We start from the raw sequence: 16,329 nt of genomic DNA, 5'->3' as shown, positions 1-16,329 counted from the left end.
TACCAATAAAATACGGTGAAATATAATTAATGAGTTCCCTGGTGTCGGCGCTCGTTAATTATGATGCAACACGATAGCTCAGGCGCGTTATTTGATCTGCTGCCAATAATCATCGCCATATTTTTCCGCCAGTTGGCGGCTGACTGCGGTTAATTCGGCCAAGACTTCCGGTACAAACGGCTGCTCCTCGCCCTGCGAGGGGAAGGACAGGCACAACCCCACCGTCTCGCTGCCGTGCTTGTTCACCAGCGCGGTCGCCAGCGAACTGATGCTGTTCAAGGTTTCATTGCGCGCCAGCGACCATCCCTGACGCCTCACCTGCTGCAACGTCTGCAACAGCGCATCCAACGTTTGCGGCGCATTGGGCGAAGTCGCCCGGTAACCGCCGGCGTAACGCGCCCGAACCTGCTCGTCGCTTTCACGCGCCAGTATCGCCCGGCCGACCGAGGTTTCCGCCGCTGGCGAACGGTAACCCGCCGGGGTGACCACCTGCAAAAAGTGGCGGCCGGGAAACATGCGCATCACCATGATCTCCTGCCCTTCCAATATAGAAAGGTAGCCGGTACAGGCCGTCTGGCGGCACAGCTGCGCCATACTGGCCGCCAGGTTGTCCACCAGCGGCATCGACAGATAGTGGCTGGATGCCGCCAGCAACAGCGCGCCGATGTGATAACGCCGGCTATCGGGATCGCGCTCCAGCATGCCCTGATTTTCCATGGTCTGCAGCAGGCGCGATACCGTGCTTTTCGGCAGCGCCAATTGCTCAACCACGTCGCTGAATGCAATACCCGGTTGGCCATGCATCACACGTTGTTGAGAAAAGAGTTTTAATACCGCAGCGGCATTTTCCAGCGTTGTCATGATCCGCCTTGTTCCACTATATGGAACTCAGTTCCTGTTTTATAATTAAAAACTAAAACCCGAACTCCGCAGCGTCAAGCTGTTTATTTTTTGTCAGCCGCAAAATAAAAGGCATTCGTGCTTTTCAAATGAAAATATTGCGTAGAACGCCGACTTATCCGCGCCGAATAAAATAACGATACGCTCTGAAAATAATGAATAGCAGGACAAGCTGCTGAAAAATGATTTTCTCAGGAGGAGATATTGCCGCGGCTCAGAAACCCGCGCCGCGCAAACTGAAATCGATCGGCAACGTCAATTCCACCGTGCCGTTGACGTAGGCGTCCGCCGGCGGCGTGGGCAGCGGCGAAGCGCGTTTGACCAGCGCCTGGATTTCGCGATCCAGCGACGGCAACCCGGCGCTGCTGACCAGCGTCACCGCCAGCACATGGCCCTGCCTGTCCAACGTGAAACGCACCTGCCCGACGCCCTGGCGCTTTAGCCGCAATGCGTCTTTGGGGTAACGTTTAAAACGATTCAGGCGGCCGCTGATGCGGCTGCGCCAGTTGTCCACCCCCGCCTGAGCATAGGGCGTCAGGCGAGTTTGCGGCGCGGCCGTTTTATCCGCCCGGCCCGGCGGTGGCGCACCGACGCTTTGCTCCTGAACCTTCGGCGGCGCGATCGTTTTCTCCTGCGGCGGTGTGCGCGGCAGGGGGGGAGTCTTCACCGGCTTGGGCGGTTTTTTCTGCTTCGGCGGTACGGCGATGTTCGGCCGCACGGCTTCAGGCACCTTCACCGTCGGCAAGGGTTCCGGCGGCGACGGCGGTTCAACCTGAGGCGGCGGCGTCCTTTGCCCCGGCGGTTGTTTTACCTCGGCCGGGGCCTGCGGTGCGGCGGCCATCACCACCATGACCGCCGGCGGCGGCACCCACGCCGGCGCGGCCTTGTCTCGCCAGGGCCAGAACAGCGCCACAACCAGCAGGTGCAGTGCCAGCACCAGCACCAGGCAACGGCGCCAGGGCATGACGGCACCGGGTGCGGCGAAAGGCAGCGGCGAAACCGACATGCTCACTCTTCCGTCAGCGCCAGATGAAGGCGGTCGGTCAGCGGTTTGAACAGGTAGTTCATCATCGAACGCTCGCCGGTGCGGATGAAGCCTTCGACCGGCATCCCCGGGCGGATCTCCAACCCGTTCAGGCGTTGCAGCCCCGCTTCGCTGACCTTGGCGCGCACGCTGTAATAGGGCGCGCCGCTTTTCTCGTCGGTCAGGCGATCGGCCCCGACCAGCGTCACCTCGCCCTCGACGCGCGGCGTGGTGCTTTGGTTGAACGCCGAGAACAACAGTTCGACCGGCAGCCCTACCTGCACCTTGTCGATCAGTTCGACCGGGATACGCGCCTCCACCTGCAGCCCCCGCTCGCTGGGCACGATCTCCATCAGTTGCTGACCGGCGCCGATCACGCCACCTTCGGTGAACACGCTCAGCCCCACCACGGTGCCCGCCACCGGCGCTTTCACCTGCGTATGACCCAGATCGGCCTCCGCCTTGGCCAGGCGGTTATCCAGTTCGTCCAGCTTCATCCGCACCTCGGCCAGCTGGCTACTGACCTCTTTCTGATACTCTTCCCGCCGCTGGATCGCCCGCAGCTTCAGCTCCAGTATTTGGCGGCCCAGGCGGCCGATATTGCCGGTGTCCTCGGACGCCTGGCCGTCGATCTGCGCATACTGCCCTTCCAGATCCAGCAGCCGATTGCGCGCCACATACCCCTGCGCAGCCAGCTTGCGCATACCGCTCAGCTGCTCCTGCAACATGGCCTTTTGCCGTTGCTTGCTGGCGTAAGACTGACGGATCCCTTCCAGCATCGCCTGCGATCCGGCAATGCTCTCCGCGATCGCCGCCAGCTCACTCTGCAGCGCCGCTCGGCGGCTGGTGAACAGCTGCTGCTGCAGCAGCATCAACGACATCACCTCTGGCTCCTCCCGCCGCGCCTGCAGCAATGCCGGGAAAGCGATCGCCTGCAGGCCGTCGCGTTCGGCCTGCAGCCGCGCCCGCTGCGCGGCGTTGCTCAACTGCTGGCTGCGCAGCGCATCGCGCTGGGTGCGGCTGTCGACGGTATCCATCAGCAGCAGCACCTGCCCGGCGCGAACCCGGTCGCCTTCATGCACCTGAATTTGCGACACCACGCCGCCGCTCGGGTGCTGCACCGCCTTACGGTTGCCGGCCACCACCACGCTGCCGGAAACCGGCACGCCTTTGTCCAGCGGCGCCAACAGCCCCCACAGCAGGAAGCCGCCAAACCCCAACAGCACCAGCCAGCCGCCGAGCCGCAGATGGCGCCCTTCGTCGAACTGTCGGGAAAGGGCGTCGATATCGCCGGGGATCACACTCTGATTGCTCATACTTTTCGTTCACCGCTGGCCGTTTTGGCAAAGTTGGCGTAGTTGACGTTGAAGCCGCCGCTGCTGCGGCCGACGTTGGCCGGTACGGCTGCAGGCGCAAAACCAGGCAGTTTCTTCAGGATGGCGTCGCTGGGGCCGAAGTGCTGCACCTGGCCGGCGGCCAGCACCAGCAATTTGTCGGTGGTCGCCAGGATCGCCGGTTTGTGGGTCACCAACACGATGGTGGTACCGCGCGCCTTCAACGCTTCGATCGCCCGCTGCAGCGCCTCTTCCCCTTCACGATCGAGGTTGGCATTCGGTTCGTCCAACACCACCAACGCCGGAGAGCCATACAGCGCGCGCGCTAGCGCCACCCGCTGACGCTGGCCGCCGGACAGGCCGCTGCCGCCCTCGCCCAGCTCGGTTTCATACCCTTTGGGTAAATGCAGGATCAATTGGTGCACGCCGGCCAGCGCGGCGGCGGCCACCACCTTCTCGGCGTCAACCTGGCCAAAGCGGGCGATGTTTTCCGTCAGGGTGCCAGCGAACAGCTGGATATCCTGCGGCAAGTAGCCGATATGCGGCCCCAGCTGCTGTTTATCCCACTGCCGGATATCTGCACCGTCCAGCCTCACGTCGCCGCTGAGCGGCGTCAACGCGCCGACCAGTTGGCGCATCAGCAACGTTTTGCCGGAGCCGGATGCGCCAATGACGCCCAGCACCTCGCCGGCCTCCAGACGAAAACTGACGCCGTGCAATACCGGTGCGCTCCCGCCGGGCGCGCTGGCGGCCAGCTGATTCACGGTCAATGTCCCGTTGGGCGCCGGCAGCGGCAGGCTCGCCGCCCGCGGCGGATTAGCGGCCAACATCACCTCCAGCCGTTGCAGGGACTGGCGCGCCGACGACCACTGTTTCCAGGCGCCGATCAGCTGATCGATCGGCCCCAGCACCCTGCCGATCAGGATCGATCCGGCGATCATCATGCCCGGCGTAATGTCGCCGTTCACCGCCAGCAGCGCGCCGCAGCCCAACATCAGCGACTGCAATGCCAGCCGCACGGTTTTCGACCAGGCGGTGACGGCGGCGATTTTCTCGCTGGCGCGGTTCTGCAACAGCAGGAACTGCTGATGCTGCCGCAGCCAGCGCAGGCGCAAGTCGGTCAGCATCCCCATGGCGGCGATAGCTTCGGCATTACGCAGGTTGCCGTTGGCCTGCTGCGTGGCGCTCAGCGCGACCCGGCCGGCCTCCGCGAGCGGCGCCTGCGACACCCGCTGGTTGAGCCAGGCCAGCAGCACCAGCACGATCACTCCGGCGCTGGCCAACGCGCCAAGCCAGGGGTGGAGCAGAAACACCACCAGCAGATAAACCGGGAACCAGGGGGCATCGAAAAAGGCGAACAGCGCATTGCCGGTGGCAAATTGGCGCAGGTTGGTCAGATCGTTCAGCGCCTGCCCCGCCAGCGGGTTGCCGGTTTTCAGATTGGTTTCGAAGGCGGCGTCGTAGACCCGCTGATTCAGGCGCATATCCATCTGGGCGCCGAGGCGGATCACCACCTGGCTGCGCACCCACTCCAGCAGCCCCATAAACAGGTAAAGGCCGACCACCATCAGGGTCAGCATCGCCAGCGTCATGCGGTTGCCCGACGGCAACACGCGATCGTAGACCTGCAGCATGTACAGCGCCGGTGCCAGCATCAACAGGTTGATCACCGCGGTAAACAGCGCGATGCCCCAAAATCCGCGCCGGTATGCGGCCAGCACGCTCATCACTTCTCCGCGCCTGACGGCGTTTTTCATGGCGTTTTCCATCGGCTAAAAACGAGAAAATGCCCGCCGGGGCGCACGGCGCCGGCGGGCAAACGGCCGCAATCAGGCCGCCAGCAGTTCCGGGCTGTCGGCGTGCTGCACGCCCACCGCCGTCGCCGCCGCCACCTGATCGAAGGTGGAATTGACGCTCAGGCCGTAGTCGTCGAGGATGCCGTTCAGCGCGGTTTCCAGCGCGCCGGTATCGCCGGACATCAGACCGTACACCACCTGGTGCACCACGCCATCGTGGCCCTGCGCCTGCAGGCTGCTGAGGTTCAGGCCGCCGAAGCTGACGTCAGGCACCTGAATGCTGTACGGCGATGTATCGCCACCGCTCAAACCGTCGCCGAACGACAGGGAATCCAGCTGGCCGTACAGGGTATGCGCCGGTTCATTGAACAGCGTGTAGGTCAGGTTGCCACCCGCCACGACCGACGTGACATGGTTGTCCGTACTGGTCACGGCATATTGGCTACCAGACAACCGGCCGCCGTAGAAGCCACCGCTGTTGGAGTCGGTGACGTTACCGTTGGTATGGTTGATATCACCAAATGTCGAAGCCCATTGGCCCAGATAGTCATGAATGCTGTAACCGCCAAAGCTGCTGTCATAGTTAACTGAAAATGCCATTTCTCTATCTCCATTGATGAACGGCACCCCTTGCGAGGCTGCCCTTGTGCTCAAGGATGAGCAACGCCCTTTTACTGCTTAAAAACGGTATTCCACCCCGCCCTGCACGGTGCGGCCGCGCCCGAGGGTATTGGCCAGCGTCTCGCCGTAGCTAACGACATAGGCGCGGTTAGTCAGGTTCTCCACCGAGCCGCGCAGCGTCAGGCTGTCGGTCAGCTTGTAGCTGGCGTACAGATCGAACAGGGTGTACTTCGGCCAGTCGGCCAGGTACGGGTAATTGGACGGCACCGAACTGTCCTGATAGCCCGGCGCAAAGCGCACGGTCACCCCGGCGTCCAGCTTGCGATCGAAGGCGCGGCCGCCCAGCGTCACCGAACCGCGATCGCCTGGCAGGTAGGCGGCGGAGCCGAACTGCGTCCCCCCGTCACACGTGACGAAGTCATTGGAAGCGGCATCCGGCTCAACATAGAAGTTGCCGCGGCGCGATCCGTCGCCGTAGCGCAGACGCCCTCCCAACCAGGCCTTGTTCGAGCAGAACTCGTTTTTGCCGATCATGTGGGTATAGGTCAGGTCGGCGTAGAACACCCCGGCGTCATAGTTGAGCTGGTACTCCAGCCCGCGGAAGCGGGTTTTCGACAGGTTGTTGACGTAAGCAGCATTGCCGATGCTCGGCTGCACCAGCCCCGGTTTATTGCGGTCTATCGCCAGGTTGATGTAGTTATCCACTTTGGTATCGAAGTAGGCCACCTTCGCCACCAACCGATCGCCCTCAAACCACAGATCCGGCTGCTGCACGTTGAACCCGACTTCCCAGGCGCGCGAGCGCTCGGGCTGCAGGAACGGGTTGGGGTATTGCGTGGATGAACTGTGCGCGCTGCCGTTGGTCAGCGTTTCGGTGATCGCCGGCGGCCGCCAGGATTTGCCGTAGGTGGTATACAGCTCCAGCCACTCCACGCCGGGGCGTACCGCCACCGCCAGCGTTGGCGACAGCTTGCCCTGATCGCGATCCACGTCCCAATCTTCGCGGGTGGTGGTTGAACAGCCGGTCAGACGCAACGCTTTGCAAGGATTGTCAATCGTGTAGCGTTGCCCATCCTTGGCCAAATCCGGATAGCTCAGGCCGGTCTGGCCGCGCAGGCGATAGCGGTCGTAACGCAGCCCGCCCTCCAACGTCAGCCAGCCGTCGTAGTCGTAGGTCAGGTTGGCGAACAGGCTGGCGACCGAACGGTTACCGGCCGGCGTCACCCCTTCCATGCCCTGACGAGAAGAGTCGCTGGTCGCCTTGTCGTAATAGAACTCCAACCCGTAGTTGGCGCGGAAGTCATGCCCCGGCGCCAGGCTGAAGCGCGAGGTGTTTTGCGCCTGCGCGCCATAGGTACGCAGCCGGGTACGCGTCGCGTAGCCGTTGTCCAGCAGCGAGCTGGTGCTGTAGGTGTCGCTGTCGTCCTGAGTATCGACGTAATACAGCTTGGCCTGAAAATCGAGCCAGTCGACGCCTTCCGGCGCCAGGCTGTAATCAAACGCCGCGTTGCGCGCCATCACGTCGCTGTAACCGGTGCGCTTCCAGCCCAGCTCATAGGGCGGCCGGGTGCCCAGGTTGGTCAGCGTGCCGGCGATCGGCGACGCGGTCTGGGTCTGCAGATAGCTCAGCTGCAGGCGCTGATTGGCGGGCAGATTCCAGCCCACCTTGGCCAGCCGCGAGTGCATGCGGTAATTTGTGTCGGGGATTTTATTGTTCTTGATGCTCTCGGCGTAGCGATCGTAATTGCCGGTGTCATTATTGATACGAATGTTACCGATATCGCCCTTGTTGCCGGGCCAATAGTCGCCGAGGTGGCGTTCGCTGGCGGCCAGCAGGATATCGCCGGTTTCGTTGCCCAATGCCAGTATGCCGCTGCCGATGAAGTGGGTGCCGTTATCGCCGGTGCTGGCGTGCAGCTTGCCGCCCAGCTCTTTGCCCGGCGCCAGGAAATCGCTCGCGCTGACGGTATTGAAGGTGGCGATGCCGCCGAGCGTGCCGGCGCTGCCCATGCCGCCGGTGGTGCCCTTGTCGATGGTCACGCCGGACAGCAGTTCGGAATCGATGTACATGGTGCCATTACGCTGGCCATGGCCGCTCTTTTGAAAATTCTGCCGCATGCCGTCGATGTTCATGTTCACCCGGCCATAGTCTTGTATGCCGCGGATGTTGACCGACAGCGCCGGATCTTGCTGGCTGACGCTGGAATAGGCTCCCGTAGTCTGCTCCAGAATATCGGCCGCGTGTCGCGCCGGGCGGTTGTCCATCTGTTCGCGGCTGATGACGCTGACCGAGCGCGGTTCGTCGTAAACCCAATCGTTGGCGTTGATGCCGCTGGCACCCAGCACCGTCAGGCTGTCCAACGCCAGCGCGCCACCGTCGCCGTTCGCCGTCGGCAGCCGACTCAATACGATTTGCCCCTGCGGCTGCAGGCGGAAAGCCACCGGATTGCCGCCGATCAAGCGCCGCAGGCCCTGTTCAACGCTCATGCTGCCGTTCAGCGCCGCCGCCTGCATGCCGTCGAGTTTCACCTCGTCAAAAAACACCTGCATGCCGGCCTGCTCGGCGAAGCGCAACATGGCGCTCTGCAGCGGCTGCGCCGCAATGTTGAAATTCTTTTGCTGTGCGGCCTGCGCGCCGTTCGCCTCAGCCTGGACGGCAAGCGCCACCGCCGGCTGAGTCAACATCATCGCCGCCAGCGCGGCGCGTACCGCCGTGGCCAATCGGCCGGCCGGCGTGGTTCCCTTGTGAATAAGCATGCGTGTGTGTTCCACCCGAAAGAATGCCAAACTAAGTGATAATGGAAATCAATCTCGTTTAAACATAAGGACGTTCCGGGAGGCAAAAAACCGTAAAGATTTTTTACAGAAAGTGAAAATAACGGCGAAGCGGGCATCCCGGCCCGCCTTGGCCGCTCAGTAAAGCAGCGTGATGCCGGGGAGATTCAGCTGGCGGGCGGAGAGTTCCTGACGAATGGCGCCGACGCCGTCGTCGAGTTTATTGAGCGCGAACACACCGCTCACCGTGCGTGTTCTTAGCGCGGGATTGACCGCCACGATGCGGGTCCCGCGATAGCGGTTGAGCTGCGCGAGCGCCTGCGTCAGCGGTTGGCGGTCGATCACCAGCCAGCCGCGTCGCCAAGCGTCATCACCGGCCGTTTGCCGCGTCAGCTGCAGCTGCCCGTTGCGGTAATGCGCCGCCTGGCGTTGCGCGACCACCAGCGAGCGCTCGCCGCGCTCAAGCGTCACCCGCACGCTGTGCTGATGCACGCTGACGTCGACGCCCTGTTCAGTGCGCGCCACGCTGAACTCGGTGCCCAGCGCCTGGGTGACGCCGTTTTTCGCTTCCACCCTGAACGGACGGCTTTCCGCCCCGCCCAACGGCGCGACGATAAAATAGGCGGCGCCGCTCAGCAGCCGCACCTTGCGCTCATCTGCGGAATACGCCAGCGCGATCGCGCTGCCGCTGTCCAGCGCCACCCGGCTGCCATCCGGCAAAGCAACTTCGCGCACCTCACCGCGAACGGTTTGATAATCGGCCTGCAGGCCGATCCACAGATCCGGCCCGCGATAAACGCCGAACGAAACGGCGAGCGCCACCGCCGCTGCCACCGCCCAGCGGGGCCATCGATGGCGAGAGGGCGTTTTCAGCGCCGCCACCTGCGGTTGTAACGCCTGCCGCTGCTCAGGCGGCAGTTGCCCAAGCGTCGTCCACAGCAGGCGAGCCTGACGCAGCGCCGCCGGATGCTGCGGATCGGCGGCCAGCCAGGCGTCCAACGCTCGCCGCCGATCGGCCGGCAGCGCCCCTTCGGCCAGACTCACGGCCCAGGCGGCCGCCTGCTGTCGCGCCTGTGCGGTTAGCGGTTTCATAATGGCATAGACCTCTGTTTTTTCTGGTTATAGGTTAAGACGTCTGAGCGCGGATAAACCCGTAAAAAAATTGCCATTATTGTTCTTCCATCCGCGCCATCAGCCGCTCGAGCGCGCTGGCCAGGTGTTTTTCCACCGTACTGAGCGACACGCCCAGCTGCGCCGCCACCTGCGCCTGGGTCAGGCCATCGAGCCGGTTAAGGCGGAAAATTTGCTGCGTGCGCGGCGGCATGTCCGCTAGCGCCTGCTGCAACAGCTGCAGCAATTGGCTATCGATCGCCCGTTGTTCAAGCGCCGGTTCACCGGAGGGATACTGCGCCAGAATGTCGTCTTCGACCGCTTCGGTCTGCCGCCGCTGCTGCTGCCGCAGATGGTCGAGCATCAGGTTTTTGGCGGTTTTGTACAGGTAGGCTTCGATATCGAGAATGTTACCCTGCGGATATTGCTCGGTAAGGCGGGTAAAACTTTCCTGCGCCAAATCCGCGGCCAGCTGAGGGTCGCGCAGTTTGGCGTTCAAATAGGCTTGCAGCGGCCGCATATGGCGCAGAAACAGCGCCTGCAACTCGGAATTGGACATCTCTTTTCCCAGAAGTGAAACACCCAATAGGGGCGATAAAAATCACATAAATGATTATCATTATCAATATTGTTCTGGGAAATATATGCTAACGCGGGGGGATAAACAGGAAACCGGCCTGGCGCCGGTTTCCGCTGTGCAGCAGGTCAGAGCTCTAGCGCCTCGTCTTCATAGCGGTGCTTGGCGTCGAGCGCTTCCTGCTCGGTTTCATGTTCACTGAGCAGCGTATTCGGCTCAATGTCGTCGGTGCGCACTTCAAAACGGCGCAGATGCAGGTTCGGGTCGCCCCGAAACACCTCAACGACGCGGGCGCTCCGTGGATAAGCAGGTTGATCATTTTCGCGCATGCCGTTCTCCCGTGTGTTTCACACAGTAGCAAGTATAGCAGCCGCCCTCATTCCAGCACGCGCGAGCCAAGATCGCGATCGCCGGGGGCGCCCGCCAACAGCTCGGTCAGTTCGTCGCAGGCGCAAATGCGGCCTTCACGCACGGTGAAGTGCGCCAGCACCCGCACGCGGCTGCGGGTACCGTCGCGCTTTTCCACCTCGACCAGATGGTGGGTCAGCACTGCCTCGCCCTGCTCCGCCGCCGCGATCACGCTCAGCGTCATGCGGCGGGTTTGCCGTTTCAGCAGCGCCATATGTTGCTCAAACTGCTCGAAGTTCAGCACCTTGCCATCCACCTGCTGGCGGTAGTCTGCGCTGAAACGGGCAGCGAGCTGCGTCGGCCGATGCTCCGGGCTGGCGACGACCTGCTGCAGCGTATCGAGCACCAGGTTCAGTGGGGTAACTTGAGTCATCACGTTTCTCCGAAATAGGGTGAACGGCGATCCTATCCCGGCCAGGCGATGGCATAATAACCACATCAAGACTTTCAATAACGTTAAACGGCCAACATGACGCAGATCCGCAGCCAACGCCTTCAGCATGAAAAAAAGCACCTGACGCCCTGGCACCGGCACGACGGCGGCCAGATCTATCTCTTGACGCGCGGCATGCTGGCAATGGAACTCCCGGGCCGGCAATGGGCGATCGCCGGCGGTACGCTGGGCTGGCTGCCGCCGGGATGCGCCCATCAGGCGCTGGCCTGCGGCGACGTGGCGGGCTGGAGTCTGTATCTGCCGGTGGAAAGCGTGCCGGAGATGCCGCCGCAGCCGCAGCTGTTCACGGCCTCTGCGCTGTTGCAGGCCCTGGTGGAGCGCATCGCGCAGTTCCCCGCCGGCTCGCTGAGTGCGCCGCAACGGCGGCTGCTGCAGGTGCTGCTGGACGAAATGCACGCGGCAAGCCGCGCGCCGCTGCAATTGCCGCTGCCGCAGGACGCCCGGTTGCTGAACATCGCCCGTGCGCTGCTGAACGATCCCGCCAGCCTGCGCAGCCAGCGCGACTGGGCCGACTGGGCCGGGCTCAGCCCGCGCACCCTGAGCCGCCGCTTTGTGCGGGAAACCGGCATCAGCTTCGCGCTGTGGCGCCAGCAGGCGCGGGTATTGCGTTCACTGGAGGGATTATCACGCGGCGCAGCGGTCGCCGAGGTGGCCGACGCCTGCGGCTACGACAACGTCAGCGCCTACATCGCCGCCTTTCGCCGCCGCTTCGGCGTCACGCCCGGGGCGTACTTTGCGGCCGCTCGGCAAACGGAATAGGAAAACGGGCGCCCAGCGCCCGAAGAGAAGAAAGGGTTATTTCACCGTCTCACGCGGCAGCAGCGCGAGGATTTGCTCCACCACCCGCTGCGGATCGGCGGCGCCGTCCATCACGTAATGCGCGGCGTCCTGATACAGCGCTTCACGCGCCGCCAGCACCTCGAGCATCTCTTCGGCGATCGGCCTGCCGGTGAGCGTCGGGCGCTGCGCATCTTCCGGGTACTCTTCCAACCGCTGCGCCAACACGCTGGCCGGCGCGCGCAGATAGATAACGGTGCCATGCTGGCGCATAAACTGACGGTTCTCTTCCGCCAGGATCGCGCCGCCGCCGGTGGCAACTACAGTTGACGGCTTGGTCACAGCTTGCAACGCGATGGTCTCTCGGCGACGAAACCCCAGCCAGCCCTCGCGCTCGACCATTTCCGCCACGCTCATCTGCGCCGCTTGCTGCATAAACAGATCGGTATCGACAAACTGATAGCCCAACGCCAGCGCCAATGCGCTGCCTACCGTGGTCTTGCCGGCTCCGCGAGCGCCTATCATGAACAGGGTTTGTGTCATTACGGGTTGTCCCTTATGCGGTGACTTGAGTGCATTGCATACCAAAATACCGAGCGGGTGCGATGGCGTGGTGGCTGCATCATACCCTGCCCGCTCTGTATTTCAATATTTACGATAGTGTAAATTCCATGGCACAGCGACTGCCGACGGCAAAGCCGTGCGCCAGATCCTCATCCAGGTGCCGCCGCAGGGCGACCGTGAGCCGCGCGTCGTCGAGCGGCCGGAATCCCAGCCGCCGGTAGTAGGGCGCATTCCACGGCACATCAATGAAGGTGGTGAGCGTCAGGCGAGTGGCGCCCTGCCGTTTGGCTTCTTCCGCCACCGCGCCGATCAGGCGGCGGCCGACGCCCTGCCGTTGCCAGGCAGCGGCGACCGATAATTCGGCGACATGCCAGTCTTCCCCCTGAGCCAACACGGCGATAAAACCGGCGCACTCACCGTTGTCGCTTTCCGCCAGCCATTCACGGCGCTCGGCGATAAACGCGGCGTGCTGTTTCGGGGCCATCACCTCGCCTTCGGCGATAAAGCGCCATTCCGGCTGCTGGCGAAACAGCTGCGCCGCCGAACGTTCAACCGCCATCAGATGCGCGATATCTCGCCGCTGCGCCAAACGGATCTGCAGGCTCATGAGTTCTCCTTAACGTTGGGGCGGTTATTTAAACAAATTCCACCGCCCGTGGCTCAGAAATCGATACTGCCGCGCAGCACCACCTCACGCGGCTCTCCTACCGCCACGCGCAGATTGCCACCGCTGGACGGATAGTAGGTTTTATCGAACAGGTTCTTCACGTTCAGCTGCCATTTCACCCGATAGCCGTTGATCGGCATGGTGTAAGCGGCGAACGCATCGGCAACGGTGTAGTTATCCAGGTAGAAGCTGTTGGCGGCGTCACCCGGGCGGCGGCCCACGTAGCGCGCGCCGGCGCCGATACGCACCTCATCGCCGCTGTACAGGCCCAGGCTGCCGAGGTTCTGGGTCAGGAACAGCGAGGCGGTGTGGCGCGCCACGTTGGTCATCTCTTTGCCCTTGTTGTCCGGATCGTCCACCACCCGTGCGTCGGTATACGCATAGGAACCGATCAGGCTCAGCGAGTCGGTGAGATTACCGGCCACGTCCAGCTCCACGCCCTGCGAACGCACGCGCCCGGCGGTGCGCGTCACGGTTTCGCCCGCCACCAGCTCACTGACCATCACGTTGCGCTTGGTGATGTCGAACAGCGCCAACGTGCCGGTAACACCGTTCGGCAGCGCCAGCTTGCCGCCGACTTCCCACGACTTGCCCTGCTCCGGCGGCAGCGAATCAATCTGGGTGGCGATGGAAGAATTCGGCTTGAACGACTCGGTATAGCTGCTGTACAGCGACACGTAAGGCGTCAGCTTGTAGACCACCCCGGCGCGCGGCACCAGCTTGCCGTCCGAGCTGTCGGTATTGGTCTGGAACGGCCGCCCCTTGCCGGCATAGACGTCGAAAGCGTCGTAACGCAGCCCGCCCATCACCAGCCATTTATCAGTCAATTGGATAGAATCCTGCATAAACCAACCGTAGCTGGTGAGGTTTTCCCGCTGGTCGCTGTCTTTGGCTCTGACCGCGGTCGACGGCGGCATCAGGCCGTATACCGGATGATAGATATTGAAATCGCTGTTCTTTTTACCGCGGATCATGTCGCCGCGGTAGGTACGGTTATCTTCAAAATCGAAGCCGAACAGCATCTGGTGGTTGATGCTGCCCCAGTCCACGTCGCCATTGAGCGTCAGCTGCACCGCGTTGGCGTGGCTGACGGCGTTGGCGGTCGAGTCGGCCTGGCGGCTCAACACGCCGGTCACCGGGTTCAGCGCCGTGGCGCGCGCCTGGTTGTCACTGTAGCTGTTGCGGCTGTAGGCGTAGGTCAGCGAGCTTTTCCAGCGCTCGTTGAGCGTTTGATCGATCTGCAGGGTAATGCTGTCCTGATCGCCGCGGGTAGCATTATAGGCTTCGTCGAAACGGCGATCGCGCGGCGTATTCACCGGTTTGCCGGTGCGCGAATCGATAATGGTGCCGCGATCGAACGGCACCAGATATTCCATATGCTCGTAGGCCAAGCGCACGGTGGTGTTCTCGCCGTACCACATCAGCGAGGGCGCGATCACCGTCTGGCGGTTGCGGCCGAAGTTGCGCCAGTAGTCGGTTTCATCGTGATCGACGATCATGCGATAGGCGAATCCCGACGTGCCGAGCGGCCCGGTCACGTCGAGCTGGCCGCCGCCGCCGTTGAAGCTGCTGCCCCAGCCTTCCACGTGGGTATGTTGCTGCAGCTGGGGCTTTTTGGTGATCATATTGATCATCCCGCCCGGCTCGCCCATGCCATACAGCATCGAGGCCGGCCCCTTGAGCACCTCCACCCGCTCGGTGGTCGGCGTAAAGTTGCGTGCCTGCACCGAGCGCACGCCATCGCGCAGAATAGAGCCGTCGCGGTTATCGCCAAAGCCGCGTTTCATGACCGCGTCCTGAGTGCCGCCCAGCGTGTTGGCCTGGGTAATGCCGCTGACGTTGTACAGCGCTTCGTCCAGGCTGCTGACCGCCTGATCGGTAATCACCTGCTGCGGCACCACGTCGATCGCCTGCGGCACATTCAGCAGGTTGGTTTCGCTGCGGGTGCCGGTGACGCTGGTCAACGGCTGATAGCTCTGCACACCGTCGGCGTCTTTGCGGCCAATCACCGTCAGGCTTTCTTCTTTCGACGCGACTTTTTCCGCCGCCCACGTCGGCAATGTTGCGCAGGCCGCCAAAGGCAATGCGCACCACAAGCCGCGCTTGTTGTTATTCATTATCTAACTGACTCCAATAGGTCCCTGAAAAAGGTAACGGCAAAAACTGCTGATACAGCTGTTGGAAGGTCTGCTGCGGGTTGATGTCGGCGAACAGATCCGGATAAAACGCTTTGGCGAATACCTCGACCAACACCACGTGGTACGGGCTGAGGTAAAAGTTGTGCCAGACGCTCCAGGCGCGGTGGTTTTTCACCGCCTGCAGGTTGGTCAGCATCGGCTGTTTGGCGATCAGCCGGCGGAAGCTGTCGGCGGCCTCCAGTGGGCCGACCTGCGGCCCGAGGCGCAGATCGGACAGCCGTTTGCCTTGCGGGCCGGCCATGCCGGTGGCGAGGTATACGTCGGGATTGGCGCTCAGAATGGTTTCCGGGTTCAGTTCGCCATACACCCCTTTGACGCTGGTGTTGGCGATGTTGTCGCCGCCGGCGAAGGTCAGCAGATCGCCAAGGTTGCCGTGTGCGGCGGTGGTGCAACAGGTATCGCGCCGCCCCAGATGCAGGTGCAGCATCACTTTGGGCTTCGCCCCCTGATAGCCCGCCAGCCGTTGCTGAACCACCGCCATATGCTGCTGATAAAACGCGATGAACTGCTCGGCGCGCTGCTGGCGATTGAGCACTTCGCCCAGCAGCCGCACGCTCGGCACGGTGTTGTTCAGCAAATCGATACGCAGATCGACGTAGATCACCGCCACACCGGCCTTGTTCAGCGCGGAAACCAGCAGATCGTTGTCACCGTCTTCACGCGCGTAGCGCGCCAGGATCACCAGATCCGGCTTCAGCTGCAGCAGGCTTTCGATGTTGACCTGGCGGAAATTATTGCCGCTGATAATGGGGATCGCGGCGAGCTGCGGGAACTTCTGCGTATAGCGTTGCCAGCTTTGCGCATCGAAACGCGCCAGATCCGCCGGCCAGCCGACGATGCGCTGCGCCGGGTTGCCCGGCTCCAGCAGCGCCAGCGTATACAGCATGCGGCTCTCCCCCACCACGATGCGCTGCGGATTGTCCGGCACCACAACCTGACGGCCGGTGATATCGGTCACCGTCTTCGCCTGGGCGGAGAACACGCCGAACCACAGGGAAAGCAGCAGTAAAATGAGGGAATTGCGCATGATTGAGCCGAAACGGGAGAAATAATGCGCGCATGATAATCACTCTCATTAACACTTGCAATCCCACGCCGCGATTGCCAAAAGAAATCCGGGAAAC

At 62.6% G+C, this 16,329-nt stretch carries 15 protein-coding genes; 1 reads left to right on the top strand and 14 read right to left on the bottom strand.

The window, feature by feature from the left end; all coding sequences use genetic code 11:
• Nucleotides 1-87: 87 nt before the first annotated feature.
• From ACJ8J4_RS09830 to ACJ8J4_RS09785, 10 genes are all read right to left on the bottom strand, one after another.
• Nucleotides 88-861: an IclR family transcriptional regulator gene (locus ACJ8J4_RS09830; RefSeq protein WP_025301730.1), complete on the bottom strand. Its 774-nt coding sequence runs from the start codon at nt 859-861 to the stop codon at nt 88-90.
• Nucleotides 862-1,114: 253 nt separating this feature from the next.
• Nucleotides 1,115-1,906, bottom strand: coding sequence for an energy transducer TonB (locus tag ACJ8J4_RS09825; protein WP_025301729.1), 792 nt, complete (start codon nt 1,904-1,906; stop codon nt 1,115-1,117).
• 2 nt (nt 1,907-1,908) lie between these two features.
• Nucleotides 1,909-3,240 carry an HlyD family type I secretion periplasmic adaptor subunit gene (locus ACJ8J4_RS09820; protein WP_149570273.1) on the bottom strand — a complete coding sequence of 444 codons (1,332 nt, stop codon included), beginning with the start codon at nt 3,238-3,240 and terminating at the stop codon, nt 1,909-1,911.
• Nucleotides 3,237-5,015, bottom strand: a complete 1,779-nt coding sequence (locus ACJ8J4_RS09815) for a type I secretion system permease/ATPase (RefSeq protein ID WP_049206216.1) — start codon at nt 5,013-5,015, stop codon at nt 3,237-3,239. Before ACJ8J4_RS09815 ends, ACJ8J4_RS09820 begins: the two co-directional genes overlap by 4 nt.
• Nucleotides 5,016-5,087: 72 nt before the next feature.
• Nucleotides 5,088-5,654 carry a heme acquisition protein HasA gene (locus tag ACJ8J4_RS09810; RefSeq protein WP_025301726.1) on the bottom strand — a complete coding sequence of 189 codons (567 nt, stop codon included), beginning with the start codon at nt 5,652-5,654 and terminating at the stop codon, nt 5,088-5,090.
• A gap of 78 nt (nt 5,655-5,732) precedes the next feature.
• On the bottom strand, nt 5,733-8,432 hold the full coding sequence (locus ACJ8J4_RS09805) for a TonB-dependent receptor (protein WP_264383811.1): 2,700 nt from the start codon (nt 8,430-8,432) through the stop codon (nt 5,733-5,735).
• Nucleotides 8,433-8,588: 156 nt separating this feature from the next.
• Complete coding sequence (locus tag ACJ8J4_RS09800; RefSeq protein ID WP_025301724.1) at nt 8,589-9,542, bottom strand: FecR family protein; 954 nt, start codon at nt 9,540-9,542, stop codon at nt 8,589-8,591.
• 76 nt (nt 9,543-9,618) lie between these two features.
• Nucleotides 9,619-10,119 carry an RNA polymerase sigma factor gene (locus tag ACJ8J4_RS09795; protein WP_025301723.1) on the bottom strand — a complete coding sequence of 167 codons (501 nt, stop codon included), beginning with the start codon at nt 10,117-10,119 and terminating at the stop codon, nt 9,619-9,621.
• A 146-nt stretch (nt 10,120-10,265) separates the two neighbouring features.
• Nucleotides 10,266-10,466, bottom strand: a complete 201-nt coding sequence (locus ACJ8J4_RS09790; protein WP_004940491.1) for a YaiA family protein — start codon at nt 10,464-10,466, stop codon at nt 10,266-10,268.
• A 47-nt stretch (nt 10,467-10,513) separates the two neighbouring features.
• Entirely contained in the window at nt 10,514-10,918 is a 405-nt protein-coding gene (locus ACJ8J4_RS09785; RefSeq protein ID WP_264383810.1) for a nuclear transport factor 2 family protein, read from the bottom strand.
• 96 nt (nt 10,919-11,014) lie between these two features.
• On the opposite strand from ACJ8J4_RS09785, the gene ACJ8J4_RS09780 reads away from it, so the two are divergent.
• Nucleotides 11,015-11,758 (top strand): helix-turn-helix domain-containing protein, encoded by a 744-nt coding sequence (locus ACJ8J4_RS09780; RefSeq protein ID WP_264383809.1) that lies wholly within the window; start codon nt 11,015-11,017, stop codon nt 11,756-11,758.
• A 36-nt stretch (nt 11,759-11,794) separates the two neighbouring features.
• On the opposite strand, the gene aroL is transcribed toward ACJ8J4_RS09780, so the two are convergent.
• The 4 genes from aroL to ACJ8J4_RS09760 all read right to left on the bottom strand — a co-directional run bounded on the left by aroL (nt 11,795) and on the right by ACJ8J4_RS09760 (nt 16,232).
• Nucleotides 11,795-12,319, bottom strand: a complete 525-nt coding sequence (gene aroL / locus ACJ8J4_RS09775) for a shikimate kinase AroL (protein WP_264383808.1) — start codon at nt 12,317-12,319, stop codon at nt 11,795-11,797.
• A gap of 109 nt (nt 12,320-12,428) precedes the next feature.
• Nucleotides 12,429-12,947: a GNAT family N-acetyltransferase gene (locus ACJ8J4_RS09770; protein ID WP_442516069.1), complete on the bottom strand. Its 519-nt coding sequence runs from the start codon at nt 12,945-12,947 to the stop codon at nt 12,429-12,431.
• A 53-nt stretch (nt 12,948-13,000) separates the two neighbouring features.
• On the bottom strand, nt 13,001-15,124 hold the full coding sequence (locus ACJ8J4_RS09765; protein ID WP_264383806.1) for a TonB-dependent siderophore receptor: 2,124 nt from the start codon (nt 15,122-15,124) through the stop codon (nt 13,001-13,003).
• Complete coding sequence (locus tag ACJ8J4_RS09760; RefSeq protein ID WP_197836473.1) at nt 15,117-16,232, bottom strand: ABC transporter substrate-binding protein; 1,116 nt, start codon at nt 16,230-16,232, stop codon at nt 15,117-15,119. The genes ACJ8J4_RS09765 and ACJ8J4_RS09760 overlap by 8 nt, the downstream gene beginning before the upstream one ends.
• Nucleotides 16,233-16,329: the final 97 nt, after the last annotated feature.

The sequence above is a fragment of the Serratia sp. CY47280 genome, from assembly GCF_052168655.1.
GTDB classification, from domain to species: domain Bacteria; phylum Pseudomonadota; class Gammaproteobacteria; order Enterobacterales; family Enterobacteriaceae; genus Serratia; species Serratia bockelmannii.
This window is presented reverse-complemented; position numbering and strand designations above follow the sequence as displayed.